The sequence below is a fragment of the Stenotrophomonas sp. genome (genome assembly GCF_032056425.1).
Taxonomy (GTDB): Bacteria; Pseudomonadota; Gammaproteobacteria; order Xanthomonadales; family Xanthomonadaceae; genus Stenotrophomonas.
On record NZ_DAMBCN010000027.1, the window covers coordinates 41868 to 67399 of the forward strand.

22 protein-coding genes are annotated in these 25532 nt (G+C 67.8%); 12 read left to right on the forward strand and 10 right to left on the reverse strand.

Features of this window, described 5'->3' with window-relative positions:
* The first annotated feature begins 4 nt into the window (after positions 1-4).
* From kdpC to RTY46_RS16305, 3 genes are all read left to right on the forward strand, one after another.
* Positions 5-631: a potassium-transporting ATPase subunit KdpC gene (kdpC, locus tag RTY46_RS16295; protein ID WP_312709680.1), complete on the forward strand. Its 627-nt coding sequence runs from the start codon at positions 5-7 to the stop codon at positions 629-631.
* Between the two features lie 71 nt (positions 632-702).
* Positions 703-3345, forward strand: a complete 2643-nt coding sequence (locus RTY46_RS16300) for a sensor histidine kinase KdpD (RefSeq protein WP_312709681.1) — start codon at positions 703-705, stop codon at positions 3343-3345.
* A 10-nt stretch (positions 3346-3355) separates the two neighbouring features.
* A complete protein-coding gene (locus RTY46_RS16305) occupies positions 3356-4066 on the forward strand; it encodes a response regulator transcription factor (protein WP_234412688.1) in 711 nt (236 codons plus the stop codon).
* Positions 4067-4088: 22 nt separating this feature from the next.
* Here RTY46_RS16305 and RTY46_RS16310 read toward each other — a convergent pair whose 3' ends face one another.
* Complete coding sequence (locus RTY46_RS16310) at positions 4089-5204, reverse strand: NADH:flavin oxidoreductase/NADH oxidase (RefSeq protein WP_312709683.1); 1116 nt, start codon at positions 5202-5204, stop codon at positions 4089-4091.
* 47 nt (positions 5205-5251) lie between these two features.
* A complete protein-coding gene (locus tag RTY46_RS16315; protein WP_312709686.1) occupies positions 5252-5776 on the reverse strand; it encodes an SRPBCC domain-containing protein in 525 nt (174 codons plus the stop codon).
* Positions 5777-5876: 100 nt separating this feature from the next.
* Here RTY46_RS16315 and RTY46_RS16320 point away from each other — a divergent pair, with 100 nt between their 5' ends.
* The 5 genes from RTY46_RS16320 to RTY46_RS16340 all read left to right on the forward strand — a co-directional run bounded on the left by RTY46_RS16320 (position 5877) and on the right by RTY46_RS16340 (position 12636).
* Positions 5877-6767, forward strand: a complete 891-nt coding sequence (locus RTY46_RS16320; protein ID WP_312709688.1) for a LysR family transcriptional regulator — start codon at positions 5877-5879, stop codon at positions 6765-6767.
* 211 nt (positions 6768-6978) lie between these two features.
* Positions 6979-7971: an aromatic amino acid DMT transporter YddG gene (gene yddG / locus RTY46_RS16325; protein ID WP_312709690.1), complete on the forward strand. Its 993-nt coding sequence runs from the start codon at positions 6979-6981 to the stop codon at positions 7969-7971.
* A 138-nt stretch (positions 7972-8109) separates the two neighbouring features.
* Positions 8110-10851: a TonB-dependent receptor gene (locus tag RTY46_RS16330; RefSeq protein WP_312709692.1), complete on the forward strand. Its 2742-nt coding sequence runs from the start codon at positions 8110-8112 to the stop codon at positions 10849-10851.
* Positions 10852-10878: 27 nt separating this feature from the next.
* The gene (locus RTY46_RS16335) at positions 10879-11838 is read left to right on the forward strand and encodes a pectinesterase family protein (protein ID WP_312709693.1); all 960 of its coding nucleotides are present in this window, start codon (positions 10879-10881) and stop codon (positions 11836-11838) included.
* Positions 11839-12204: 366 nt separating this feature from the next.
* A complete protein-coding gene (locus tag RTY46_RS16340; protein WP_108750461.1) occupies positions 12205-12636 on the forward strand; it encodes a CBS domain-containing protein in 432 nt (143 codons plus the stop codon).
* 49 nt (positions 12637-12685) lie between these two features.
* Here the strand turns inward: RTY46_RS16340 and RTY46_RS16345 are convergent, their stop codons facing one another.
* The 5 genes from RTY46_RS16345 to gloA all read right to left on the reverse strand — a co-directional run bounded on the left by RTY46_RS16345 (position 12686) and on the right by gloA (position 17159).
* Positions 12686-13696: an aromatic ring-hydroxylating dioxygenase subunit alpha gene (locus tag RTY46_RS16345; protein WP_312709695.1), complete on the reverse strand. Its 1011-nt coding sequence runs from the start codon at positions 13694-13696 to the stop codon at positions 12686-12688.
* Positions 13693-14805, reverse strand: coding sequence for a GNAT family N-acetyltransferase (locus tag RTY46_RS16350; protein ID WP_312709697.1), 1113 nt, complete (start codon positions 14803-14805; stop codon positions 13693-13695). The genes RTY46_RS16345 and RTY46_RS16350 overlap by 4 nt, the downstream gene beginning before the upstream one ends.
* Positions 14802-15830: an ATP-grasp domain-containing protein gene (locus RTY46_RS16355; RefSeq protein ID WP_312709699.1), complete on the reverse strand. Its 1029-nt coding sequence runs from the start codon at positions 15828-15830 to the stop codon at positions 14802-14804. Before RTY46_RS16355 ends, RTY46_RS16350 begins: the two co-directional genes overlap by 4 nt.
* A 302-nt stretch (positions 15831-16132) precedes the next feature.
* Positions 16133-16561: a VOC family protein gene (locus RTY46_RS16360; protein WP_312709701.1), complete on the reverse strand. Its 429-nt coding sequence runs from the start codon at positions 16559-16561 to the stop codon at positions 16133-16135.
* A 79-nt stretch (positions 16562-16640) separates the two neighbouring features.
* Entirely contained in the window at positions 16641-17159 is a 519-nt protein-coding gene (gloA, locus tag RTY46_RS16365; RefSeq protein WP_312709703.1) for a lactoylglutathione lyase, read from the reverse strand.
* Positions 17160-17283: 124 nt separating this feature from the next.
* Here gloA and RTY46_RS16370 point away from each other — a divergent pair, with 124 nt between their 5' ends.
* Positions 17284-18396, forward strand: coding sequence for a PLP-dependent cysteine synthase family protein (locus tag RTY46_RS16370; protein WP_312709705.1), 1113 nt, complete (start codon positions 17284-17286; stop codon positions 18394-18396).
* Positions 18397-18487: 91 nt separating this feature from the next.
* On the opposite strand, the gene RTY46_RS16375 is transcribed toward RTY46_RS16370, so the two are convergent.
* On the reverse strand, positions 18488-18847 hold the full coding sequence (locus RTY46_RS16375; protein WP_312709707.1) for a hypothetical protein: 360 nt from the start codon (positions 18845-18847) through the stop codon (positions 18488-18490).
* A 216-nt stretch (positions 18848-19063) separates the two neighbouring features.
* Here RTY46_RS16375 and RTY46_RS16380 point away from each other — a divergent pair, with 216 nt between their 5' ends.
* Positions 19064-21094, forward strand: a complete 2031-nt coding sequence (locus RTY46_RS16380; RefSeq protein ID WP_312709709.1) for a M3 family metallopeptidase — start codon at positions 19064-19066, stop codon at positions 21092-21094.
* A gap of 169 nt (positions 21095-21263) precedes the next feature.
* Here the strand turns inward: RTY46_RS16380 and RTY46_RS16385 are convergent, their stop codons facing one another.
* Positions 21264-22067: an SDR family oxidoreductase gene (locus RTY46_RS16385; protein WP_312709710.1), complete on the reverse strand. Its 804-nt coding sequence runs from the start codon at positions 22065-22067 to the stop codon at positions 21264-21266.
* Positions 22064-22630 carry a DUF1415 domain-containing protein gene (locus RTY46_RS16390; RefSeq protein WP_312709711.1) on the reverse strand — a complete coding sequence of 189 codons (567 nt, stop codon included), beginning with the start codon at positions 22628-22630 and terminating at the stop codon, positions 22064-22066. The genes RTY46_RS16385 and RTY46_RS16390 overlap by 4 nt, the downstream gene beginning before the upstream one ends.
* A gap of 195 nt (positions 22631-22825) precedes the next feature.
* On the opposite strand from RTY46_RS16390, the gene RTY46_RS16395 reads away from it, so the two are divergent.
* A complete protein-coding gene (locus RTY46_RS16395; protein WP_312709712.1) occupies positions 22826-24292 on the forward strand; it encodes a benzaldehyde dehydrogenase in 1467 nt (488 codons plus the stop codon).
* An 18-nt stretch (positions 24293-24310) separates the two neighbouring features.
* On the forward strand, positions 24311-25438 hold the full coding sequence (locus tag RTY46_RS16400; protein ID WP_312709714.1) for an NAD(P)-dependent alcohol dehydrogenase: 1128 nt from the start codon (positions 24311-24313) through the stop codon (positions 25436-25438).
* Positions 25439-25532: the final 94 nt, after the last annotated feature.

Sequence of the window (25532 nt, forward strand, 5' to 3'; positions counted from 1 at the left end):
TGCCATGAACAACACCATTGAACACGCTCCGTCCCGATCCACCGCTACCCGCAGCGGCGTCTGGCGCGCTTCCATCGGCCTGGCGATCGTTTCACTGCTGGGCTTCGGGTTCGTCTACTCGCTGGCGGCCACCCACCTGGGAAAACTGATGTTTCCCGCCGCCGCCAGTGGCAGCCTGATCGAGCGCGACGGCAAGGTGGTCGGCTCGTCGCTGGTGGCGCAGCCGTTTGCCGATGACCGCTACTTCCAGTCGCGCCCGTCGGCGGCGTCGTACGACGTGATGGCGCTGGCCGGCAGCAACCAGGCGCGCACCAATCCAGACCTGCGCAAACGGGTGGACGAGGCCCGCGCGGCGGTCGCTGCACGCGACGGCGTGGCGCCGGAGGCCGTGCCCAGCGATCTGGTGACCCAGTCCGGTGGCGGTATCGATCCGCATATCTCGCCGCAGGCCGCGCAGATCCAGGTGCAGCGCGTGGCCACAGCGCGTGGCATGCAGGTCGCCGACGTGCAGGCGCTGCTGGCCGAGCACACCGAGGACATGCGCTTCGGCCTCTACGGCGCGCCGCACGTGAACGTGCTGGAGCTGAACCTGGCGTTGGACCAGGTGGCACCGGCACCGTCCAGGCACTGAGCGCGACACGCGCGTATCCTGCCGCCCCTGTGCACGCACGGGGGCGTGCGCCACCCTGATGGAAGCGGGCCATGAACGAAGACCGCAGCGCCAAGGCCGATGCCCTGGCCGGAGAACTCCGTCGCCAGAACAGCGGCCACCTCACCGTGTTCCTGGGCGCCGCGCCCGGCGTGGGCAAGACTTACGCCATGCTGTCGCGCGCACGCGAACTGCGCCGCCAGGGCATCGACCTGGTGGTGGGGATCGTCGAAACCCACGGCCGATCCGAAACCGCTGCGCTGGTGGACGGGCTGGAACTGATTCCGCGCAGGCGGATCGACTACCAGGGGCGGAAGCTGCAGGAACTGGATGTCGATGCGATCCTGGCGCGCCGCCCGCAGGTGGCGTTGATCGATGAACTGGCCCATCGCAACGTGCCGGGCAGCCGCCATGAGCGCCGCTGGCAGGATGTGATCGATCTGCTGGATGCGGGCATCGATGTCTACACCACGGTCAACATCCAGCACCTGGAAAGCTTGAACGATGTCGTCCATCGCATCACCGGCGTCCGTGTCAGCGAGACGGTGCCCGATGCGGTGTTCGACCGCCTGCGCGATATCCGTCTGGTCGACCTGCCCGCGCGCGAACTGATCGAACGCCTGAACCAGGGCAAGGTCTACCTGCCCGAACAGGCGACCCATGCGCTGCAGGCGTTCTTCTCGCCGTCCAACCTGGCCGCGCTGCGCGAACTGGCCATGCAGACCGCCGCCGATCATGTGGAAGAGGACCTGCGTGAATCGCAGATCGCGCGTGGCCTGCCCGGCATCGCTCTGCGCAACCGGGTGCTGATCGCCATCGATGGCATGGGCGCATCGGAATACATGGTGCGCGCGGGGCGCAGGATCGCCCAGCGCCGTGATGCGCCCTGGACGGTGGTGACCGTGCAGTCGGGCAAGCCGGTGGAGGCGGCACGCCAGGCCGAGCTGGACCGCGCGTTCGCGCTGGCCCGCAGCCTGGGCGCGGAGGCGGAGGTGGTGCATGGTACCCACGTGGCCGACGCACTGCTGGACCACGCCGAACGCTGCGGTGCATCCACGCTGATCGTGGGCCGCACCCGCGAGCGGCCGCTGGCGCGCATGGTCAATCGTACGCTGACCCAGCAGCTGCTGCAGCGCGGCGCACATTACGAACTGGTCATCATCAGCTCGCCCGGAGCGCGTGCGCGTGCGCGCCGCCGCCTGCGTATTCCGGACCGCTCGCTGCTGCGGCACGACCTGAGTGCCGCGCTGCTGGCGACGGTGGGCGCCATCGTGGCCGCGTGGATGGCGCAACGCTGGCTCGGCATTGACGATATGTCGATGGTGTTCATCGTGGCGGTGATCCTGGTGGCCACCCGCACTAGCATGCTGGGCGTGGTTGGCACCGCGGCGCTGTGCTTCTTCAGCTACAACTTCTTCTTTATCGAACCCACCTTCACCTTCAGCATCAGCGCCAACCGCGGCGTGGCCACGGTGGTCATCTTCCTGGTGGCGGCACTGGTGTGTGGCAGCCTGGCCACGCGCCTGCGCGCACAGATCCTGGCGCTGCGCGCGGTCAATGCGCAGGCCACGATGATGGAGCGACTGGGGCGCGGCCTGAGCAGCGCCGCCGATCTGGGCCAGGTGCTGCACGTGGGGCGCATTGCAATGGAACGCAGCCTGGGGGTGTCGGTCTGGATCCAGTCTGCCGATCGCACCGAGCAGTCGCCCGGCACCGTACTGCAGGCCACCGATCGGGCGGCGGCGGACTGGTCGTTGGCGCACCGCCAGCAGGCCGGGCGCTTCACCGATACGCTGGCCGCCTCGCCGTGGTGGTTCGTTCCGCTGCTGGCCAACCGCACCGTGGTGGGCGTGGCGGGGCTGCGCTGGGGCGAGGACGCGGGGCGCCTGGCGCCCGAACAACGCCGCCTGGCCGAAGCGATGATCGACGACGTGACCCAGGCCATCATGCGCACCCGGCTGGTGGCCGATCTGGAAAGCGCGCGGGTCAGCAATGAGACCGAGCGCCTGCGCTCGGCGCTGCTGTCGTCGGTGTCGCACGACCTGCGCTCGCCGCTGGCGTCGATGATTGGTTCGGCCAGCAGCCTGGTCAGCTATCCCGATGCCTTGTCGGCTGAGGACAAGGCCAACCTGCTCGACACCATTCTGGAGGAGGGCGACCGGCTCGACCGTTACATCCAGAATCTGCTGGACATGACCCGGCTGGGCCACGATGGGCTGACGTTGAACCGGGACTGGGTGGGCGTGGATGAGCTGATCGGATCGGCCGCCGGGCGTCTGCGCCGGTACCAGCCGGGGGTCACGCTGGATGTGGCCATCGCCGCGGACGTGCCGCCTATCTGGGTGCATCCGGCGCTGGTCGAACAGGGGCTGTTCAACGTGCTGGAAAACGCCGCCAGGTTCTCACCGCCGGGCGCGGCGGTGGATGTGTCGGCACGCCTGCTCGGCGGCACCCTGCAGATCGACGTGCGCGATCGTGGCCCCGGCATTCCCGAGGACGAGCGCAAGCGCATCTTCGACATGTTCTACAGCGTCGAGCGTGGCGACCGGAACCGCAAGGGCACCGGGCTGGGCCTGACCATCGCGCAGGGCATGATCGGCGCGCATGGCGGATCGGTTGAAGCGTTTGCCGGGCCGGATGGGGTGGGCACGGTCATCCGCATCACCCTGCCGATGCTGCGCCCCACGGCGGCGTGAGGAACCGGATGTGACGCAGATTGCCGCCGTGGAATCGGGCATCAACGTGCTGGTCATCGATGATGAGCCGCATATCCGTCGCTTCCTGCAGATCAGCCTGCGTGCGCAGGGCTATACGGTGCTGCTGGCCGAGAACGGGCAGGGCGGGCTGGACGTGGCCCGCAGCTGCAGCGTGGATATCGTGGTGCTGGATGTCGGTCTGCCCGACATGGACGGGCACGCGGTGCTGGCCCAGCTGCGGGCGTTTTCACCGGCGCCGGTGATCATGCTCACGGCCCGCGCCGGCGAGCGCGAGAAAGTGGCCGCGCTCGATGGCGGTGCACATGACTACGTCACCAAGCCGTTCGGCATTGATGAACTGATGGCGCGCATCCGGGTGCTGCTGCGCTCGGCCAGCCGCAGTGGCGATGAGCCGTTCCGCTTCGACGATGGTTGCCTGTGCATTGACGACCAGACCCACGTGGTCACCTTCCAGGGCAGCCCCCTTGCGTTGTCGCGCAAGGAGTACGCGCTGCTTCTGCTGCTGGCCCGCAACGCCGGGCGGGTGGTGACCCAGCCGGTCATCCTGACCGGCATATGGGGGCCCACCCACAACCGCGATGCGCACTACATCCGCATCCTGCTGGCACGCCTGCGGCCGAAGATCGGCGACAGCGCCGCCGCACCGCGTTACATCCAGACGCTGCCCGGGGTGGGGCTGCAGTTCCACGGCAGCGGCTGACAACGGCGCCGGTGCTGCGCCGTTACTGCGCGGCGCCCTTGCCGGGGCCGCGGTAGCGCGACAGCCAGTAGGCGTAGGGCGGCGGCAGCACGCCGGCCGGGTTCTGTTCGCCCAGTGCCAGCGCCAATTGGTAGGGGTAGTGCGGGTTGGCCAGGTGCGCACGGGCGATCAGCACCAGGTCCATGCTGCCCTCGGCCACGGCCTTTTCGGCCATATGCGGATCGTCGATGCACCAGCTTGCGGCCACCGGCATCTGCACATCGCGCTTCAGGCGTGCCGCCACCGGAACGAAGAAGCCCGGGCCCCACGGCGCGCGACTGGCGGCGGTGGAAAAGCCGATGCTGGCGTCGATCAGATCCAGCCCGCCATCGCGCATGTCCCGCACCAGCTGCGCGGCTTCGTCGTAGAAGCGCTCATCGTTGCCGTCGTATTCCACAACGCCGAAGCGCGCGGTCAGCGGCAGGTGTTCGGGCCACACGCGGCGCACGGCGGCCAGGGTTTCGCGCAGGAAGCGGCCGCGGTTTTCAGCGCTGCCGCCGTAGGCATCGGTACGCTGGTTGGCCACCGGCGAGAAGAAGCTCTGTGCCAGATAGCCATGGGCGAAGTGCAGTTCCAGCCACTGGAAACCTGCGGCAAGCGCGCGTTGGGCGGCGGCTACGAAATCGGCCTGCACGCGCGCGATGTCGTCCAGCGTCATCGCCTGCGGCACCTTGCCCAGCCCGCCACCGAAGGCCAGCGCCGACGGCGCCAGTGTCGGCCAGCCACGGCGGTCGCCCTCGGCAATGTGGTCGTCGCCTTCCCACGGCAGGTTGGCGCTGGCCTTGCGCCCGGCGTGGCCGATCTGGATGCCGGGCACCGCGCCGGCGGCCTTGATCGCCGCGGCAACCTGCGCCATGCCTTCGATCTGGCCGTCTTCCCACAGCCCGGCACAGCCGGGGGTGATGCGGCCTTCAGCGGAAACGGCGGTGGCTTCGACGATGACCAGACCGGCGCCACCCCGCGCCATGCCGGCGTAATGGGGGGTGTGCCATTGGCTGAGATAGCCCTCGTGCGCCGAGTACTGGCACATGGGCGGAATGGCGATGCGGTTGCGGAGCGTGATGTCCTTCAGGGTGAAGGGACTGAACAGAGCGGTCATGAAGATCTCGGTAGCGGGGTGCAGCGAACGGGCGGGGAGCGATGGGATCAGCGCGGCGGAAGGGCGCGGGCGGCGCCGACCAGGCCGTCCAGCCAGTCCTGGTGGCCGTTGATCATCGGGTTGGGCTTGGCCGCCTGCAGCGCCTTGGCCGGTGCGCCGTTCTGGGTTTCCTGGGTGAGGATGCGCACGCGTCCAGCGTCCAGGTCTTCCACCAGCCAGGCATGGTGGACATCCAGCCGGTTGGCGGCGCCTTCCTCGCCGGCCCAGCCGTGCCACGCCACCCGGCCCGGCGCGCCGGCGGTGGGCGCACTGTATTCGGTGCAGCGGGCTTCGACCGGGAAGCCGAAGGTTTCGAAATAGAAGTGGTCACCGGCTGCCAGCACCGGGCCACGGCCATCGTGGAAGCGCACGTTGGCCGCGTTGGCGTAGTAGGTCGGCCAGTGCGCCGGGGTGGCCAGCAGCGGCCAGATGTCGGCCGCGGTCAGGCCGGCGACGATGACCTCATTGGAGACAAAATTGTCGGTCAGGCCCGGCAGGTAGCCGTCGGGCCAGTGAATAGCGTTCATTTTCATGGGGGAGTCGCGCAGGGAGGGAAAGGGGGCTGTACAAGCGTAGGTGGCCCGTGCCCATAGGTGGTCTAATGGCGACTTATCCCATGGATAAAATCTGGTTATGCATAATCCGCAGTGGCTCCGCTCGTTCGCCGCCGTGGTTGCCCAAGGCAGCTTCACCCGTGCGGCCCAGCACCTCGGCCTGACCCAGGCCGCGGTGAGCCAACACGTGCGCCACCTGGAAGACGAACTGGGGCCGCTGTTGATCCGCCGGCCGCGGCAGATCGAACTGACCCCGGCGGGCAACGCCTTGCTGGCCTTCATCCAGGACATGGAGCGCGCGCAGGGGCGCTTGCGGGCGAGCCTGTCGCAGACGGTTTCAGACCAGGGCGAGGTCAGCCTGATCAGCCCCGGCAGCGTGGGCCTGGCGCTTTATCCCATCCTGCTGGACTACCAGCGCAACCACCCGGGGCTGATGATCCGCCACCGCTTCGCTCCCGACCCGGAAGCGCTGCAGGCGGTGGTGAACAAACAGTACGAACTGGGCCTGGTGACGCTGAAACCGGACGACCCGCGCGTGGCCGCCTCGGCCTTCACCGAGGAAGTGCTGGAACTGGTGGTGCCTGCCGGTGCGCAGGCCGAAGACTGGGCGGATCTGCAGCGGCTGGGCTTCATCGACCACCCCGATGGACGAGCGATGGCTACGCGCCTGCTGTCGCGGCGTTTCCCGGGCAACCCCGGGGTGGGCACGCTGCCGGTGCACGGTTTCACCAACCAGGTCGCGCTGATCCTGGAGCCGGTGTCGCGCGGCCTGGGCTTCACGGTCATTCCGCGCCATGCACGCGAATCGTTCGCGCAGGCGGCGTTGATCGACACGGTGGAATGTGGCGATCCGGTGCGCGATACGCTGTGGCTGATCCACCGCGCGGAGTGGCCGCTGTCGGGCGCGGCACAGTGGCTGGTGGAGCGCCTGCGCGGGCTGCCACGCTTCCGCCGTGACCGCGCCGCGTAGCGCCTGAACAGGGCTCTATTGCGGCGCAACATCGAAGGCGTACAATCCGCTTCGGCCAGTCGTCTGCTGTAACCCGCCTCCTGCCGTATTCCCCTGCAACGCACAGTGCCGGGGCATTCCGGGGACGTCGCTACGGACCAGCGTACTTCCCAGGACTCACCTGTTCCGCTGTCTGCCTGTTCCGTTGTCGGGGCCGGGCGCAGGCGGGCGCGTGCCTTTCAACCGAACTGCCCTTGTTGTCGTCGCCCCCATGTACGGCTTCCGCGCGCTGCGCGCTTCTGCGTCCCCCCACCTTCCTACCCTGATCGGCGCCAGTGCCGTGCTGCTGTGGAGCCCCACGCTGGGCATGCTGCGCACGATCAGCGAGATCTTCGGTGCCACCGGTGGCGCCGCACTGATCTTCACTGCCGCCGCGTTCTTTTCCGCGTTGATGCTGGGCATGCCGCGGCCTTCGCAGCTGCCGCGCCGCTACCTGCTGCTGGGCGGCGCGCTGTTCATCGGCACCGAGGCGTCGCTGTCGCTGTCCATCGGCCTGGCCCACCACCGTGGGCAGGCGCTGGAACTGGTGATGATCAATTACCTGTGGCCCTGCCTGACCGTGCTGCTGACGGTGCTGACCCGCCTGCAGCGCGGCAACTGGCTGCTGCTGCCGGCCACGGTGCTGTGCCTGTTGGGCGTGGTGATGGTGGTGACCGGCGAGGGCGCCTGGTCGCCGGCGGTGCTGTGGGACAACCTGCGCAGCAACCCGTTGGCCTATGCGCTGGCACTGGGCGCGGCCTGCATGTGGGCCACCTATTCGCTGGTGACCAAGCGCATCGGCGGCACCCGCAATGCGGTACCGCTGTTCATGGCCGCCACCGCTGTGGTGCTGTGGCTGAAGTACCTGCTGGGCGATGCGCCGCCGCTGCACCTGCACTGGGGTGGGTTGGCCCAGGTGGCGGTGTTCGGCCTGCTGACCGCCACCGCCTATGGCTGCTGGAACCATGGCCTGCAGCACGGCAACGTCACCTCGATGGCGATCTTTTCCTACTTCGCGCCGGTGCTGTCGGTGCTGTGGAGCAGCCTGTGGCTGTCGCTGCAGCCGGGCATGGGCTTCGTGCGCGGCGTGGCCTGCGTGACTGCCGGTTCCCTGCTGTGCTGGTGGGCCACGCGCCCACCGCGCGCGCTGCCCCCGCCGGCGCCGCCGGCCACCCATACCGCCTGATATCCCCTGGCTGGGTGTGGCGCCGTGCTGCGCCGCACGATGTTTCAGCCGGATGACACTGTTACGTTGCCTGTCCCCCGGTGTCATCGACTGATGCGCACCTACGACCGCCAGTAGCAGTGATTGCAAGGGATTTTCATGACGCACAGGCTGAATCGCAAAAAGACACCGGTTACCTTCGCCGCCAGCGCGCTGGCCAGCGCCGTGCTGCTGGCCCTGGCCGGCCCGGCCGCCGCCCAGGACAGCGGCGGCAACCCCACCGACCTGGATGCCGTGACCGTGACCGGCTATCGGGCCAGCGTGGAAAAGGCGTTGGACATCAAGCGCTCTGAAAAGGGCATGGTCGACGCGATCGTGGCCGAAGACATCGCCAACTTCCCCGACCTGAACCTGGCCGAATCGCTGCAGCGCATTCCCGGCGTGACCATCACCCGCGACGCCGGCGAAGGCCGCAATATTTCCGTGCGTGGGCTGGGCCCGGATTTCACCCGCGTGCGCATCAACGGCCTGGAAGCACTGACCACCGTCGGTGGCTCGGACCAGTCCGGTGGCACCAACCGCAGCCGCGGCTTCGACTTCAATGTGTTCGCCTCGGACCTGTTTTCGCAGCTGATCGTGCGCAAGACCGCCTCGGCCGACGTGGAAGAGGGCTCGCTGGGCGCCACGGTGGACCTGCGCACGGCGCGCCCGTTCGACTATGACGGCTTCACCTTTGCCGCCAGCGGGCAGGGCAGCTTCAACGATCTGTCGAACAAGGCCAGCCCGCGCGCGGCCGCGCTGATTGCCGATACCTGGGCCGATGGCCGCTTCGGCGGCTTGCTGTCGGTGGCCTATTCCGAGCGCCAGGTGCGCGAAGAGGGCAGCAACACCGGGCGCTGGTACAGCGCCAGCAGCAATGGCGGCTTCAATCCGGCGTCGCCGTTCACCGCCGGCCTGGCCGATGGCGTGTGGCACCCGTATTTCCCGCGCTACACGCTGTTGGAGCACGACCAGAAGCGCCTGGGCGTGACCGCCGCGCTGCAGTGGAAGCCGACCGACAATACCGAGTTCGCGTTGGACGCGCTGTATTCGAAGATCGATACCGTGCGCAGCGAGAAGTACATCGAAGCGATCTCGTTCGCCTACTCGGCGCAGAAGCAGAACATGCTGCTGCGCGATGGCTACATCGATCCCACCTCCGGTGCGCTGCTGTACGGCGTGTTCGACGGCGCCGGCGTGCGCTCGGAGCAGCGCCGCGACGAATGGGCCACCGAGTTCAAGCAAGTCTCGCTCAGCGGCGAACACCGTTTCAGCGATGCGTTCAAGATCAACCTGCTGGCCGGGCATTCCAGTTCGAAGCATGCCAACCCGGTGCAGACCACGCTGATCATGGACAAGGCCAACGTGGCCGGCTACAGCTACGATTTCCGCGACAGCGTCACCCACCCGACCTTCAACTACGGCATCGATCCCACCGACGCCAGTGGCTGGACCCTGGCCGAAGTGCGCCTGCGCCCGCAGTACGCCACCAATACCTTCGACACCGCCGCGCTGGATTTCAGCTGGAACTTCGGGCCGTCGTTCACCCTGAAGGGCGGTCTGCTGGCCAAGGATTACCAGTTCGACACCAGCGAGTACCGCCGGCAGAGCGAGACGGTGGTGCCGGCCTTCGCCGATGGCAGCTACACCGTGCCGGCAGCGATGGTGGACATCGCGCGCCTGGGCGGCGTGGCCGGTGCGCCCGAAGCCTGGGCGGTGCCCGATCTTGCCGCGCTGTCGCAGCTGCTGGGCATCTACAGCCGGCAGGGCATCTACCAGCTGTACGAACGCAATGCGACGCGGCGCAGCGTGGAAGAGCGAGACCGCGGTGCCTGGCTGATGGGTGAGTTCGGCTTCGATATCGGCAGCGTGCCGGTGTCGGGCAACGTGGGCGTGCGCCGGGTGAAGACCACCCAGTCGTCCACCGGCTATTCCACCGTGGACGGGGCGATGGTGCTGACCCATGTCTCGCGCGACTACACCGATACGCTGCCCTCGCTGAACCTGGTGGCCGAGCTGGGCCCCGACGTGATGCTGCGCTTCGGTGCGGCCAAGGTGATGGCGCGGCCGGGGCTGTCATCGCTTACGCCGGGCACCACCCTCAGCCTGTCCAGCGGCCACCGCTACGTGAACGGCGGCAACCCCAACCTGGACCCGATCCGCGCACGCACGCTGGACCTGGGCGTGGAATGGTACTTCCAGGAAGGCGGCCTGCTGGGCCTGGCGCTGTTCCACAAGGACATCGAAAGTTTCGTGCAGGGCACCAGCACGGTCATGCCGTTCACCGCCAGCGGCCTGCCGGCCAGCCTGCTGGATGGCACCGGCGTATCGCCCAACGAGGACTTCACCTTCACCCGCCCGTTGAACACCCCGGGCGGTGACCTGAAGGGCGCCGAGTTCAACTACGTACAGCCCTTCAGCTTCCTGCCCGGGCGCTGGAGCAACCTGGGCCTGCAGCTGAACTACACCTGGGTGGATTCGCAGATCCAGTACCTCACCTCCACCGGTGCGGCATCGCTGAAGACAGACCTGACCGGACTGTCGAAGAATTCGTACAACAGCACGCTGTTCTACGAAGGCGAGAAGCTGGGTGCGCGCGTGTCCTACACCCACCGCGATGGCTACTACACGCAGGTACCGGCCAGCGTGCAGGGCTTCAGCTTCCACGGCATGGATGCGGTGGACACGGTGGATGCCTCGATCAGCTGGAAGATCGATGACCAGCTGGAAATCAGCCTGGAAGCGATCAACCTGACCAACGAAACCAGCAATGAATGGGTGGGCACCACGGCCTGGAAACTGCCGCTGACCTACACCCAGACCGGGCGCGAGTACCTGGTCGGCCTGCGCTACAAGTTCTGACCGTTGCCACGTCCCGCAGGAGCCAACATGCGTATTCCATGCCGTCGTTTTCTTCCCCTGGCGATGCTGCTGTGGTGCGCCAGCCTGCCGGCCACTGCCCGTGACTGGGTGGTGGCCGCCGATGGCAGCGGCGACTACCGCAGCGTGCAGGCGGCCATCGATGCGGTGCCCGATGGCAACCGCACGCGCCAGGTCATCGTGCTGCGCGAAGGCCTGTATCGCGGCGTGGTGAAGGTGCCGAAGGAAAAGACCCGGGTGACGCTGCGCGGCGCGGGCGCCGGCGCGTCCATCCTCAGCTGGAACAACTACGCCGACCTGGTCGATCCGGCCACCGGCAAGGCGATGCGCACCAGTGGCTCGGCCACGGTCTATGTGCACGGCGATGAGTTCATCGCCGAGGACCTGACCATCGAAAACACGGCCGGCAACGTCGGCCAGGCACTGGCGCTGTACGCGGCGCCGCCACGCGGTGGTTTCCGCAACGTGCGCCTGCTCGGCAACCAGGACACGCTGTACACCCACGAAGGCAGCGTGCTGCACTTCAAGGACTGCTATATCGAGGGCACGGTGGATTTCATCTTCGGTGCGGCCACCGCGCTGTTCGATGACTGCACGATCGTATCGAAGGGCAAGCTGGGCTGGGTCACCGCGGCATCCACGCCGGAAGGGCAGCGCTTCGGCTACGTGTTCCGACGCGCGCTGCTGCGTGGCGAAGGTGCCGGCACCACCTACCTGGGCCGGCCGTGGCGGCCTTTCGCGCGCACGGTGTTCCTGCAGTCCAACCTGGGCCCGCACGTCGTGCAGGCGGGCTGGCACAACTGGGACAAGCCCGATGCCGAACGTACCACTTACTACGGTGAGTTCGGCAGCACCGGGCCTGGCGCCTCGCCGGAGGAGCGTGTGCCGTGGTCGCACCACCTGTCGGGCGATGAAGCGGCGCAGTACAGCACCGACGCGGTGCTGGGCAGTTGGCGCCCGTTCCCCTGACTTCGCAGGGTCGGGCGGCTGCGCATGCGTCGGCCGTCGTGGCGCGAACTTTAGCGCTGGCGGGCGGCTGTATTCAGCGCCGGTTTCAGCGCGGGTGCGATTCTCGGAATCGTCGACAGGTTCCACGACGAACTGTCCCACCGGTGCCGGTAGTGGCCGCACAGGGCAGTCGTAGAATCGAATCGACCGGGGCCGTCGCTGCTGCTGCAGCGTCGGTTTCGATCGCGTTGCAGCACGCCACCTGCCCATTGTTTTCACCGGCAGGCAGCATGCGCCAGACGTGCGCTGAAAGGTCTGTTCCCGGGGAGGGGGCGATTCGGAAGAGCACACTTTTTTGACTTCAGTGACCTGTACCAGGAAACAAGAATGAACGTCCGCGAACTCCTGCAATCGAAGAAAGAAGCTGTCATCACCATCGACGCCGAAGACACGATCGGTGCCGCCGCGCACAAGATGAGCGCGAACCGTATCGCCGCGTTGGTGGTGGTCAAGGACGGTGCCCCGGTGGGCATCATTTCCGAAAAGGACATCGTGCGCGTGTTGGCCGACGACGGCCCGCAGGCCGGCCGCCGGGTCATTTCCACGCTGCCCTCCACCGGTCTGGAAGGCATTGCGCCGGACGCCACGCTGAAGCAGGCCATGTCGCTGATGACGTACTCGCGTCGCCGCCACCTGATGGTGACCGAGGGCAACACCCTGGTCGGCATCCTCAGCCTGGGCGATATCGTGAAGAACCTGCTGGGCGAGCTGGAACTGGAGAAGGCCGTTCTGCAGGACATCTACATGGCGGCCCACTGAGGGCAGACATGGTACGAACATGCCGGACGCTGCGTTCGGCATGTTCGACTTACAGCATCATCGATATGTCGCGGGCCGCTGCCGGCGGCAGCTCACCCTGCGTCCAGAAGTGCTCCAGCGTGCCCCGCACGATGTCGAGCGGGGTCGACGCGCCCCTGCGCTCCCCAAACCGCCGCTTGTTGCCTGCCTGCAGCGCCAGGATGGCCATGTCCTGCGCGTTCACCCGCTTCAGGAAGGGCCAGGCCAGCAGACGTACCGCCCACGCCGGCGCCCATCGCCCTTCCACGTGAAGGGCGATGGATACATCGGTCTGCTCCTGCGTGCGCGGGGTGAAGTGCAGATCGATCAGCACCCGGCTGCCATTGGCGTAGACGTATTCCAGGCGGGCGCTGCCCGGCGTGGCAACGTGTGCACGCTCGGCCGTGCGCTTCGATTCGAACAGGCGGTACAGCAAGCCTGACTGCGCGGGCATGCACCGGTAGTCGACGCTGAAACCTTCCTCGTTTGAACGGAAGTGCGCCACTGCCTGCACCCGGGCGGCATCGCGGCGCACCAGTCCGGCATGGACGAAGTGCGTGTGCAGCGGGTCCAGGAAGTTTTCCATGGCATCGACCACGTTCGCCGACCAGCGCGTACGCCACAGGAAGCGGCGGGTCTGCGGGTCGGTGGCGCGGATCATCGCGTGCGGCTGCGCGGCGCCGGAGTCGCCGGGGCGCAACCAGATGAAGCCATCCAGTTCGCAGGCCGCGAAGTGGCGTACGCGCACCCCGGGAAGCGCGTTGTCCGCCGGCAGGCCCGGAATGCGGCATACCCGGCCATCCGCGTTGAAGCTCCAGCCGTGGTAGGGGCAGGCCAGCCGTTCGCCCTCCACGCAGCCAGCAGACAAGGGGGCGTGGCGGTGCGGGCAGCGATCCTCCAGCGCGATCAACGTGCCGCTGCGCGTACGTGCCAATGCCACGTGCGTGTCCAGAAGGGTGACGGCCAGCGGTCGGGTGCCCAGTTCGTCGGCACGGGCGACCGCGTACCAGTGGGTGAACAGGCGTGGATGCCAGGCACTCATAGGCCGAACCTGCGCAGTATCGGGACGCCGGCGCGGCAGGTGAGTGTGGAAAGCGCGGCGACGGCCGCGCGCGTTCGGCGTGGAAGATGCCGCGTGTAGACGGCGCTGTACTCGATGGCGGGCACGCCGCCGCGAAGGCGCTTGAAGCCGGCCGCGCCGGCACTGAAGTTCAGGCGCCAACCGTTGGCCTGGCAGCGACGGTAGGCGCATGCCGTGGCAAGCCGGTACAGGCCCAGCTTCTGCGGCTGGGCGGTGTCGTAGCCGACGATGGGGGCGGTGGCCGTGTGGCCCTGGCGGAAGATGCCCAGCACGCAGGCAAGCCGGCCATCCCGGGTGCGGAACCCTTCGAAGGTGAGCAGGCCGGCACGATGCCAGTGGCGCAGGAACAGCGAGCTGTACACCGGATTGAAGCGCGAATGCTTGCCGATGTAGAGCAGGGCGTAGAGTTCGGCGATGCGCGCATAGTCCTGCTCGCCGATGTCGTGGTCGCTGCAGTGCTGCAACGGCGTCCGCTGCAGCAGGGCCAGATCGGTCCTGAGGTTGCCGTGCCGGCGCGCCAGCGCATCGAAGTTGTCGTACAGGTAGACCTGCCGGCTGGCCACCAGGTGGCAGCCGGCCGCCTGCAGCGCCGCCAGCCAGTCGGCATTGTCGTGTTCGTTGAGCGAGCGGAACCACAGTGTGTGCGCTGGCCAGCGTTCGCTGGCGATGCGCAGCAGACTGGCCGGCGCCGCCTGCGCCAGTGCCGGGTAGAGATTGGTGGACAGCAGCCAGTTGTTGATCGACACCGCGCGGTCGATGCCGCTCCAGCGCAGGGGAGTGCCCAGCGCGGCGATCATCCACCGGGGCAGCGGCGCGGCCCAGCGTGGAAGGTAGCGCGCACCTTCTTCGGCGGCGTAGTCGGCATAGGTGCTGCGCGGCGAACAGACCCAGGCATCGCCCGGGCGGGCATCGTGCACGGTGACCGGCAGGTCGCCCGCCGCGCTGGGCAGGGTTTCGAAGCGCGCATGCAGGTTGGGCACCAGCGCCTGCAACGGCGTGCCTGCGTGGATGCCCGCCAGCGCCCGTGCGCTCTCGGAAAACCCCATCTGCGCGGCCATTTCACCATTCATCCGGCAAGTGCCTCCAGCGGCTCGCCATCCCACTCGATGTCACGGGTGGCGGCTTCGCGCAGGTTGCAGCCCTGCTGCAGTGCCAGCCGCGCGTAAGAGGCCAGGTCGAGCAGGCTGCCGGCCGGCGCCAGGCGATCCCCGGCCACAGCGATCACATCGTCGGCCTGCCGCCAGTCGCGCAGCCAACGACCCGGCTGCCCACGCATCAGCGCATCCTGCAGGCCTGCGGTGGCCATCAGCACAGCGATCATCCTTGCCCTGTCCTGGGCAGGTTCGTGCAGGCTGCCGTCGCCCAGCAGCGCCCCGGGCAGGTCCACGTCATTGCGGAACAGGTGCAGCCCGCTGGTTGCGCGGGGATTGCATTCGAGGGCGCGCGCTCGGTGACCGTCCTGCTCGATCCAGTCGAAGGAGATCTGGCCGCTGTAGTGAGTGCCGGCGACGAAGTCCGCGATGGCGGTGGTGATGGCAGGGCGCTGCACCGGCTGGAAGTAGTAGCTGGAACTGCGCCGCAGGCGGTGCAGGGGACGATAGATGGCATGGGCCAGCAGGCGGCCGCGGTGGGCGATGGCATAGCTGCACAGCTCGTCGCCGTCCAGATACGCCTGCACCACCCAGGCGCCCAACGGTGCCAGCGCGGCGGCATCGGCGGGAATGCCGTGCGGGTACAGCCGCACATGCACCCCGAAGCGCGAGAATTCGGGCTTCAGCACCACTGGCCGCCCCTGCGCCCACTCACGGGCCTGTTCCAGCGTGTGCACGCGGCCACTGTCCGGCACCGGCATGCCGTGCTGGCGTGCAAGGCCCAGGAAGATCCACTTGCTGTGCAGTGCGGCCAGGGTATCGAAGGCATCCACGGCAACGTGCAGCGATGCAGGCAGGGCGGCGCGGTGCCGCGACAGATGCAGCGCTTCCTCGCACGAAGGCAGCAGCAGGTCGATGCGCTCGACACGCACGATGCGGTTGAGGTCGCTGACGAAGCCGCGAGCGTCATAACGCGGGGCGCGCACGGCATGCGTACGGGCCACCGCCGATGACCAACCTGTCAGCCTGCACGGAATGCTGTCGGCCACCTGCACGGTCCAGCCGAGTCGGTGGAAGCGGCGAGCATGGTCCAGGGCCACGGGCGCGCGGCCCCCCAGAATGAGTACGCGGCGCGTCATGGGCAGAGCGCAGACGGGCAGAGCGGGATGCAGCGGGTCACGTGGTGATGCATTCGGCACGTCATCATGCAAAGGTGAGCCGGCACGCACGCCGCAAACGGCGACGGCGTGGGCGGGCGACAGCCAGCGCGGCAAAGGGTAGCAAATGCAGCCGGGCCGCGCGGTGGCTAGAACGTGACCTTCACCGAATCTGCGCTGTAGGTCGCAGGGCCGTGGTAGACCACTTCGATGTTGTTGCCATCGGGGTCGAGCACGAAGGCGCCGTAGTAGCCGGGGTGGTAGGGGCGTTCGCCGGGGGCGCCGTTGTCGGTGCCGCCGGCGGCCAGTGCGGCGCGGTGGAAGGCATCGACGGTGGCCGCGTCACGTGCCTGGAACGCCAGGTGGTGGCGGCCCGTCAGTTGCCCGGCCGCGGCCGCGCTGCCAACGGTGGAAATGAACAGTTCGTCGGCCCAGAAGTAGTCCGGGCCTTCGCCGGCCAGCGGAATGCCGATCGTGTCGAACACCGCCTGGTAGAAGCGGCGGCTGGCGGCCAGGTCGCGCACCACCAGTTGCAGGTGGTCGATCAGGCGGCCGCGGTGCAGCTCCATCGTTTCCATGCGCACCTCTTTGAAAGGGGACCGCTCCAGCAGCGCCGGGGCCATGCACGGCGCTACCGGAACGATACCTTCTTTTGGATCAGGTGTTGGCGATGATCTCGACCCAGTAGCCGTCCGGGTCCTTGATGAAGGCGATGTTCTTCATGCGGCCATCGCTCAGGCGCTTCTGGAACGGCACGCCCAGATCCTCGAAGCGCTGGCAGGCCGCTTCCAGGGCCGGCACCGACACGCACAGGTGGCCGAAGCCACGCGGGTCACTGTTGCCGTCGTGGTAGACCGGGCCGTCCTGGGTTTCAGTGCCGTGGTTGTGGGTCAGCTCCAGCACGCCCGGCAGGCCGGCCATCCATACCCTGCGCGTAGTGTCGTCTTCGGGCACTTCCACGCCGGCCGGCACGTACGCCAGGAAGTACAGGCTGAACTGTGCTTCAGCGAAATCGCGCTTGTCGATCAGCTGGTAGCCCAGCACGCGGGTGTAGAAATCCAGCGAGGCGGTGATGTCCTTTACCCGCAGCATGGTGTGGTTGAACACGAAACCGTGGGTTTCGGCCGGGGCCTGGGCAGCTACGCCGGGAATGTCGCGCAGGGCGGGAAGGGTCATGGGAGAAGGTCCTTCAGACAGGGCCGGGAACGGCCGGATGGGTCATTCTAACGGGCGCCTGCGGCCGGTTTGCCGCATACAATGGACGGATCGCACCGTTCTGTCCTGACAACGACTCTCTGCCATGTCTCAGCGTGAATGGGTGGCCGCTGCCATCCGCAAGATCGAAGCCGATTTCAACCGGTCCGCCGATACCCACCTGATCCCGCTGGCGCTGCCCGGGTTTGCCGGAATCGATGTCTATCTGAAGGACGAGTCGAGCCACCCCACCGGCAGCCTGAAGCACCGGCTGGCGCGCTCGCTGTTCCTGTATGCGCTGGCCAATGGCTGGCTGCGCGAGGGGCGCCCGGTGATCGAGGCCTCCAGCGGCTCTACCGCGGTGTCTGAAGCCTATTTCGCGCGTCTGCTGGGGCTGCCGTTCGTGGCGGTCATTCCGGCCAGCACTTCGCCGGAAAAGATTGCCGCCATCGAATTCCATGGCGGGCGCTGCCATCTGGTCGAGCGCGCCTGCGACCTGAACTGTGAATCAGAACGCCTGGCCCGCGAAACCGGCGGCCACTTCATGGACCAGTTCACCTACGCCGAGCGTGCCACCGACTGGCGCGCGAACAACAACATCGCCGAATCCATTTTCAAGCAGATGGCTGAAGAGCCCAGCCCGGTACCGGACTGGATCGTCTGCAGCCCGGGCACCGGCGGCACGGCGGCCACCCTGGGCCGCTATGTCAGCTACCGCCGCCACGACACGCGCATCCTCTGCGCCGATCCGGAAGTGTCGGTGTTCTACGCCGGTTACCAGGCGGCCGTGGCCGGGGAACAGGACTGGCGCAGCCTGACCTGCAGCGGTGGTTCGCGGGTGGAAGGCATTGGCCGGCCGCGGGTGGAACCCAGCTTCATACCCACCAGCGTGGATGCCATGGTGAAGGTGCCCGATGCGTTGAGCCTGGCCGCCATGCGCCATGTCAGCCGCCAGCTGGGGCGTCGCGTGGGCGGGTCCACCGGTACCAACTTCATCGGCGTGCTGCAGGCCGCGCAGTGGATGCGCGCGGCGGGGCGCTCCGGCAGCATCGTCAGCATCCTGTGCGACGCCGGCGAGCGCTATGCGCACAGCTATTACAACCCCGAGTGGTACCTGAAGCAGGGCATCGACGTGGACGGCGCCGATGCGCAGCTGGCCGCCGCAGTGGCCGGGCAGGGCCTGCCTGGGCTGGCGTGCTGCAGCCTGGAAGCGCTGTAACGCAGCGACCTGATCCGCCGGGCATGGCCCGGCGCTAACGCGGTGGGCGGCACGGTAGCGCCGGGCCATGCCCGGCGGTCGCGATGGCGTATCAATACCCCGCCGCCATGAACGCATCCAGCACTGCATCGCGCAGTGCATCGGGCAACGCCTCGATATCCATCGCGCGGTCATCCAGGTGCAGGTGCGGGTCCAGGCTGCTGGCCCGGCCCTGGGCCAGTGCCTGCAGCCACAGCAGCACGCAGATCACGAACTCGCGCTCGTGGCCCGGGTGCAGATGGCTGGCACCGCGCTCGATCACCTCGAAGGGGTACCACTCCTGGGTCTCGCTCAATCGGCCGCCCTGCTGCTGCACGGCCTGCAGCTGGGCAAGATGACGCGGCGCGTCGTCGCCGGCGTCGCATAACGCGGCAATCCAGGCCAGCTCGGTCGCGCTGGCCGTCAGAGCCATCGACCCGGCCGGTACTGCGGTTGGGGCTGGAGCCAGACCTTCCATGTGGGCCTCGTCGGTACGTACCGCTGCGGTCTCCCCCGCGCCGCCAGCTTCGGTCCGCTGCTGTCAGGCCGGTGTGAACGCAGGGCAGGGCGCCCCCTTGTCTGCTGCCGTGGCCAGCGCCATATCGGGGGTGATGCCCGCCCGCCGGGCCTGTTCCCCTGGAGATCTGCTGTGACCGATGCCAACCCCCTGCTCGATTTTTCCGGCCTGCCGCGCTTCGAGGCGATCCGCCCCGAGCATGTGGCACCGGCGCTGGATGTGCTGCTGGCGCAGGCCGAGGCGGCAGTCAGTGCGGCCGAGAAGGTGCAGCCGGTCACCTGGCAGACCTTCGTCACCCCGCTGGACGATGCCACTGAGCGCCTCTGGCGCGCCTGGGGCATGGTGGGTCACCTGCAGGGCGTGGTGAACACCCCCGAGCTGCGCGAAGCCTACAACAGCAACCTGCCCCGGGTGACCCGCTTCGCCAGCGCGCTGGGCCAGAACCTGGCGCTGTTCCGCCAGTACCAGGCCCTGGCCGCCAGCGCCGAAGCGGCGCACTTCGATGCGGCCCAGCGCAAGGTGCTGGACAACACGCTGCGCGACTTCCGTCTGGGCGGTGCCGAACTGGAGCCGGCCGCGCAGCAGCGATTCGCGGCAATCAAGGAGGAGCTGTCGGCACTGTCGGCGAAGTTCTCGCAGAACGTGCTGGACGCCACCGATGCCTGGTCGATGATCGTGGAAGACGAAGCGCGCCTGGCCGGCGTGCCGGACGACGTCAAGGCCGCCGCGCGTGCCGCCGCTGAGAAGGACGGCAAGCCCGGCTGGAAACTGACCCTGCAGATGCCGTGCTACCTGCCGGTGCAGACCTGGGGCGAAGACCGCGACCTGCGCGAGATCCTGTACCGCGCCAGCGCACAACGCGCATCCGAATTCGGCGATGAAGCGCTGGACAACGGCGGCAACATTGACCGCATCCTGGCCCTGCGCGCTGAACTGGCCGCGCTGCTGGGCTTTGCCTCCTACGCCGATTATTCAGTGGCCACCAAGATGGCGCAGGACCCGGCCGAAGTGCTGGCCTTCCTGCGGGACCTGGCCGTGCGTGCCAAGCCGTTCGCCGGCAAGGACCGTGCCGAGCTGGAACAGTTCGCCAGCGAGCAGCTGGGCATCGACAGCCTGCAGGCCTGGGACCTGGCGTTTGCCGCCGATCGCCTGAAGCAGGCGCGCTACAGCTATTCCGAGCAGGAAGTGAAGCAGTACTTCACCGAACCGAAGGTGCTCGGCGGCCTGTTCTCGGTGATCGAGCAGCTGTACGGCCTGCGTGTGCAGGAAGACAGTGCGCCGGTGTGGCAGGAGGACGTGCGCTTCTTCCGTCTGGTCGATGCGCAGGGCGCGCTGGTGGGCCAGTTCTACCTGGATCTGTACGCGCGCGAAGGCAAGCGCGGTGGTGCATGGATGGATGATTGCCGCAACCGCCGCGAGCGTGCCGATGGCAGCGTGCAGACGCCGCTGGTCTACCTGGTGTGCAACTTCGGCCGCGGTGCCAACGGCAAGCCGGCCACTTTCAGCCACAACGAAGTGACCACGCTGTTCCATGAAATGGGCCATGGCCTGCACCAGCTGCTGACCCGCATCGGCGAACTGGGCGTGGCCGGCATCAACGGCGTGGAATGGGACGCGGTGGAGCTTCCCAGCCAGTTCATGGAGAATTTCTGCTGGGAATGGGACCACCTGCAGGGCATGACCGCGCACGTGGACACGGGCGAGCCGTTGCCGCGCGCGCTGTACGAGCGCATGCTGGCAGCGCGCAATTTCCACAGCGGCATGGCGACCGTGCGCCAGCTGGAATTCGGCCTGTTCGACATGTTGGTCCACAGCCAGTTCGAACCAGCGCAGGACAGCGTGCTGGCGCTGCTGGACCGCGTGCGCAGCGAGGTGGCGGTGAACCATCCGCCGGCCTGGAATCGCTTCCCTCATCAGTTCAGCCACATCTTCGCCGGCGGCTATGCGGCCGGGTACTACAGTTACAAATGGGCTGAAGTGCTGAGCGCCGATGCGTATGCCGCGTTCGAGGAAGCACCGCAGGCAATGGCCGAAACCGGTGCGCGTTTCCGCGACGAGATCCTCTCGCGCGGTGGCAGCCGTGCGGCGGCGGAAAACTTCAAGGCGTTCCGCGGCCGCGCGCCGCAGATCGATGCGCTGCTGCGGCATTCGGGCATGGCGTAACGCGGTGGTGCTGTGGTGGGTGCCAACCTTGGTTGGCACGTTCTGGCATTTGTGCGGACCAAGGTCCGCACCTACCGGATAGCGGTGAGGCGGTGGTGGGTGCCAACCTTGGTTGGCACTTTCTGGCATTTGTGCGGACCAAGGTCCGCACCTACCGAGCAGCGGTGCTTCATTCGGCGTAGATCATCTTCCGGGTCATGCCGCCGTCGACGATGAAATCCTGGCCGGTGCTGAAACCGGACAGCGACGAAAGCAGGTACACCGCCAGTGCGCCGATGTCTTCGGGTTCGCCCACGCGCCCGACCGGGTGCTGGCCGTGGTCGGTGGCCGAATAGTCCGGCGCATGCCGGCGCGAGGGCGCCTGCCAGGCCGTGGTGCCGATCCAGCCGGGGCTGATGCTGTTCACCCGCACCGCCGGGCCGGCGCTGATCGCCAGCGCGTGGGTGAAGGCCACCAGCCCGCCCTTGGCCGCCGCATAGGCTTCGCTGTTGGCTTCCGACTGCCAGGCGCGGGTGGAGGCGACGTTGATGATCGAACCGGCCGCGCTGGCCTTCAGCGCCGGCAGCGCATGCTTGCTGCACAGGAAGGCGCCATGCAGCGACGACAGCCGGCGCTGCCATTCGTCCCAGTCCATGTTTTCCAGCGTGGTGCCATGCGGCCCGGCAATGCCGGCGTTGTTGACCAGGCCATCGATGCGGCCGAAGCGCTGCTGCGCCACGCCGATGAACTCGCGCACGCTGTCTTCGTCGGTAATGTCCAGGCGCTGGAACGCGGCATCATCGCCGCGCTGCCACTCGTCCAGACAGGCCTGGCCTGCCTCGGTGTCCAGATCGCCGATCAGCACGCGGCCACCGGCGCCCAGCACCGCCTGCGCGATGCCGCGGCCGATGCCGTTGGCACCGCCGGTGACCAGCGCCACCTTGCCCCGCAGGGGCGCTGCGGGCCAGGCCGCAATGGGCGGTGCCGCGCTCACGACAGGTCATCCCCGCGCAGGCGGCGATACCAGCCGTCCACGCCAATGCGGTCCAGGGTCTGGATGTTGCGCTCCACGATCACGTCCGGATCGGGGAAGGCGTCCACCGCGCGCGCCACGCTGTCTTCGCGCAGCAGGTGCAGGGTGGGGAAGGGCGCCCGGTTGGTGTAGTTGCTGGCATCGTCGGCGGCAACGCCGTCGAACTGGTAGTCCGGGTGGAAGCTGGCCACCTGCAGGATGCCCTGCAGGTCCAACGCCTCGATCGCCGCGTCAGCGTTCTCGAGGAAATCGTTGTAATCCAGGAAATCGACCAGTACCTGCGGATGCACGATGAGCGTGGTATCGATCTGTTCGGCCGGGGTATCGCGCAGCAGCACCAGTTCTTCAGCCAATTGCTCCACCAGCGCCTCCGGCGTGGTGGCGTCGCTCAGCACGAAACGCACCTGCTCCTTCACGTACACGGCCTTGGCGAACGGGCACAGGTTCAGGCCAATCACGATGCGCTCCAGCCACAGGCGGGTGGCGGCGATCGGGTCGTCGGTGGGCAGGGCGGTATCGGTCATGGCGGGCACATCGGCTGGCGGGGCCGCCATTGTAGGCGCGCGGTCACCGCCGCGCTGTTCACTGTCCACGAACTGGACAGCGGCGATGCTGGAAAGCCGTGTGCATTCAATCACCTGGCCGCGCACAGCCAATGGCCGATTGCCGCCCCGGCGGTGAAAGGCGTGCAATGGCCCCACGTAACTGGAGGACCCAACATGACTGCATCTTCCCCGTGGCTGCCGGCCGATCTCTGGTCCGGTGCTTTCTTCGATGGCCAGTGGCGCGCCGCCGCGCAGCAGCAGCCGGTGCGTGAGCCGGCCACCGGCCAGACGCTGGGCCAGGTGGGCCTGGCCGATGCCGCGCAGGTGGCACGTTCGGCCGCGGCCGCCGCGCAGGCGCAGCGCGCCTGGGCCGCCGCGCCCTACGAACAGCGCGCGCAGGTGCTGCGCCAGGCCGCACGCCTGGCCGAAGACAACATCGACACGCTGGTGGACTGGCTGGTGCGCGAGAGCGGCTCGACCCGCCTGAAGGCCGGTTTCGAGGCCAAGGTGACCATCAAGGCGCTGCACGAAGCGGCCGCGCTGCCCTCGCGCAGCACTGGCGAGATCCTCCCCTCCGAACCGGGCCGGCTGAACCTGGCACGGCGCCGCCCGCTGGGCGTGGTCGGGGTCATCTCGCCGTTCAATTTCCCGCTGTACCTGGCCATGCGGGCGGTGGCACCGGCCATCGCGCTCGGCAATGCCGTGGTGCTCAAGCCCGATCCGCGCACGGCGGTGTGCGGTGGCGCGGTCATCGCGCGCCTGTTCGAACAGGCCGGGCTGCCCGCTGGCGTGCTGCACATGCTGCCCGGTGATGGTGCCGCCGGTGCGGCGCTGACCAGCGACCCGCACGTGGCGATGATCCAGTTCACCGGTTCCACCGCGGCCGGCCGCAAGGTGGGCGAAGCGGCCGGCAAGCACCTGAAGAAGGTGTCGCTGGAACTGGGCGGCAAGAATTCGCTGATCATCCTCGACGATGCCGATCTGGATCTGGCCGTGGCCAACACCGCCTGGGGCGTGTACCTGCACCAGGGTCAGATCTGCATGGCCACCGGCCGCGTGCTGGTGCACCGGAAGATCCATGCCGCGTTCCTGGAAAAGCTGGTGGCCAAGGCGAAATCGCTGAAGGTCGGCGACCCGGCCCGCGAAGACGTGGCGATCGGGCCGCTGATCAACGCCACCCAGCGCGACCACGCCGCCCGCGTGGTGGCCGACGCGGTCAAGGCCGGCGCCACGCTGGAAGCCGGCGGCACCCACCAGGACCTGTTCTTCGCGCCCACCGTGCTGGGCAACGTGGCCGCCGACAACCCGGCGTTCAACGAAGAAATCTTTGCGCCGGTGGCGGTAGTGGTGCCGTTCGACGATGACGACCAGGCGGTGCAGCTGGCCAACGACAGCGAGTACGGCCTGTCGATGGCCATCGTGTCCAGCAACGTGGGCCGTGCGCTGAAGCTCGGCGAACGCCTGCGCACCGGCCTGCTGCACATCAACGACCAGACGGTGAACGACGAAGTGATCAATCCCTTCGGTGGCGTGGGTGCGTCCGGCAACGGCACCAGCATCGGCGGCCCGGCCAACTGGGAAGAGTTCACCCAGTGGCAGTGGATGACCGTCAAGGGCGAAGCGCCCGCCTACCCGATCTGATCCAGGAGGAGCATCGCGATGAACAACACTACTGCAGGCCGTGACATCACCGCGGCCGTCGTGCGCGGCAAGGAACAACCGTTCGTGATCGAGCAGGCACGCCTGCGCGGTCCGCAGGACGACGAAGTGCTGGTGAAGGTGGTGGCCACCGGCCTGTGCCACACCGACCTGATCGTGCGTGACCAGTACTATCCGGTGCCGTTGCCGGCGGTGCTCGGCCATGAAGGCGCGGGCATCGTTGAAGCCGTGGGCCCGAACGTGCGCGACCTGAAGGTGGGCGACCACGTGGTGCTGACCTACGGCGCCTGCGGCCACTGCAACCCGTGCCGTGGCGGCCATGGCGCCTACTGCAGGGATTTCTTCGGGCTCAACTTTGGCGGCGACAATGGCCACGGCCATACCGCCATCACCGATGCGCAGGGGCAGGCGCTGCACGATCACTTCTTCGCGCAGTCTTCGTTTGCCACTTTCGCCATCGCCCGCGAGATCAATGCGATCAAGGTGCCCGACGACGCGCCGCTGGAACTGCTGGGCCCGCTGGGCTGCGGCATCCAGACCGGTGCCGGTGCAGTGCTCAATTCGCTGCAGGTGCGCTCGGGCAGCAGCTTCGCCAGCTATGGCGCCGGTGCGGTGGGCCTGAGTGCGGTGATGGCGGCCAAGGTGGCCGGCGCGACCACCATCATCGCCATCGATGTGGTGCCGTCTCGGTTGGAACTGGCGCTGGAACTGGGCGCCACCCACGTGGTCAACAGCCGCGAAACCGATGTGATCGAGGCGGTGCGTGCGATCACCGGCGGTGGCGCGGATTACGCGCTGGAGTCCACCGGTCGCCCGGAAGTGCTGTCGGCCGGCATCGAGGCGCTGGGCGGGCTGGGCATGATGGGTGTGGTGGGTGCGCCGAAGCTGGGCACCACGGCCAGCTTCGATGTGAACAACCTGCTGCTGGGCGGGCGCAGCATCCGCGGCATCGTGGAAGGTGACAGCGTGCCGCAGGTGTTCATTCCGCAGCTGGTGACGCTGTACCAGCAGGGCCGGTTCCCGTTCGACAAGCTGGTGAAGTTCTATCCGCTTGAGCAGATCAACCAGGCGGCCGAGGACAGCACCAAGGGCATTACGTTGAAGCCGATCCTGCGTATCGCCGCGTAAGGGTCGGGTGGGTTGCAGGGCTGCGCCCTGCACCCGCTGCCGTCAACGTCAACGTCAACGTCAACGTCAAAAGCGGGCTATCCGTGGGATGGCG

Excerpts from the sequence above, each read along its gene's own strand:
- gloA (WP_312709703.1), bottom strand. The coding sequence starts at position 17,159 with ATGACCCTTCCCGCCCTGCGCGACATTCCCGGCGTAGCTGCCCAGGCC.
- RTY46_RS16315 (WP_312709686.1), bottom strand. The coding sequence starts at position 5,776 with ATGAAAATGAACGCTATTCACTGGCCCGACGGCTACCTGCCGGGCCTG.
- RTY46_RS16375 (WP_312709707.1), bottom strand. The coding sequence starts at position 18,847 with ATGGCTCTGACGGCCAGCGCGACCGAGCTGGCCTGGATTGCCGCGTTA.
- RTY46_RS16340 (WP_108750461.1), top strand. The coding sequence starts at position 12,205 with ATGAACGTCCGCGAACTCCTGCAATCGAAGAAAGAAGCTGTCATCACC.
- RTY46_RS16330 (WP_312709692.1), top strand. The coding sequence starts at position 8,110 with ATGACGCACAGGCTGAATCGCAAAAAGACACCGGTTACCTTCGCCGCC.
- RTY46_RS16310 (WP_312709683.1), bottom strand. The coding sequence starts at position 5,204 with ATGACCGCTCTGTTCAGTCCCTTCACCCTGAAGGACATCACGCTCCGC.
- RTY46_RS16345 (WP_312709695.1), bottom strand. The coding sequence starts at position 13,696 with ATGAGTGCCTGGCATCCACGCCTGTTCACCCACTGGTACGCGGTCGCC.
- RTY46_RS16350 (WP_312709697.1), bottom strand. The coding sequence starts at position 14,805 with ATGAATGGTGAAATGGCCGCGCAGATGGGGTTTTCCGAGAGCGCACGG.
- RTY46_RS16370 (WP_312709705.1), top strand. The coding sequence starts at position 17,284 with ATGTCTCAGCGTGAATGGGTGGCCGCTGCCATCCGCAAGATCGAAGCC.
- RTY46_RS16390 (WP_312709711.1), bottom strand. The coding sequence starts at position 22,630 with ATGACCGATACCGCCCTGCCCACCGACGACCCGATCGCCGCCACCCGC.
- RTY46_RS16300 (WP_312709681.1), top strand. The coding sequence starts at position 703 with ATGAACGAAGACCGCAGCGCCAAGGCCGATGCCCTGGCCGGAGAACTC.
- RTY46_RS16335 (WP_312709693.1), top strand. The coding sequence starts at position 10,879 with ATGCGTATTCCATGCCGTCGTTTTCTTCCCCTGGCGATGCTGCTGTGG.
- RTY46_RS16360 (WP_312709701.1), bottom strand. The coding sequence starts at position 16,561 with ATGGAAACGATGGAGCTGCACCGCGGCCGCCTGATCGACCACCTGCAA.
- RTY46_RS16395 (WP_312709712.1), top strand. The coding sequence starts at position 22,826 with ATGACTGCATCTTCCCCGTGGCTGCCGGCCGATCTCTGGTCCGGTGCT.
- kdpC (WP_312709680.1), top strand. The coding sequence starts at position 5 with ATGAACAACACCATTGAACACGCTCCGTCCCGATCCACCGCTACCCGC.
- RTY46_RS16400 (WP_312709714.1), top strand. The coding sequence starts at position 24,311 with ATGAACAACACTACTGCAGGCCGTGACATCACCGCGGCCGTCGTGCGC.
- RTY46_RS16320 (WP_312709688.1), top strand. The coding sequence starts at position 5,877 with ATGCATAATCCGCAGTGGCTCCGCTCGTTCGCCGCCGTGGTTGCCCAA.